The sequence below is a fragment of the Bremerella sp. JC817 genome, assembly GCF_040718835.1.
Taxonomy (GTDB): domain Bacteria; phylum Planctomycetota; class Planctomycetia; order Pirellulales; family Pirellulaceae; genus Bremerella.
The window spans coordinates 1-330 of record NZ_JBFEFG010000184.1 but is presented as its reverse complement, the minus strand read 5'-3'; the positions used below and the strand labels follow the sequence as shown (position 1 = coordinate 330).

Annotated in this window: 1 protein-coding gene; it reads right to left on the bottom strand. The window is 70.0% G+C overall.

All coding sequences use genetic code 11. The features are described 5' to 3' along the window. The coding region (locus AB1L30_RS00885; RefSeq protein WP_367011454.1) for a glycosyltransferase at positions 1 to 330 on the bottom strand (330 nt) is incomplete at both ends.

Sequence of the window (330 nt, the reverse complement as noted above, 5' to 3'; positions counted from 1 at the left end):
GTTCCCGGCCAGGTCGAGGATCGCCGAGGCCAGCCGATCGCGGTCGAGGAAGGGCACGAGGATGCCCGTCTCCGGCAGGACGACCTCTCGCGCGCCGTCCACGTCATAGCTGATCGCCGGTCGGCCGACGATCAAGCCCTGGGGCAAGACCCTCGCCAGCCCTTCCCGATAGCTCGGGTGCAACACCACGTCGCAGGCGTTGAGCAACTCCGGGATGCGATCCGGCGGCACGAGGCCGGTGAAGCGGATCGCGTGGCGGATGCCGAGCCGATCGGCCTCGGCTTCGAGCCGGTCGCGGAGGATGCCGCTGCCGATCCAGACGAAGCGGAC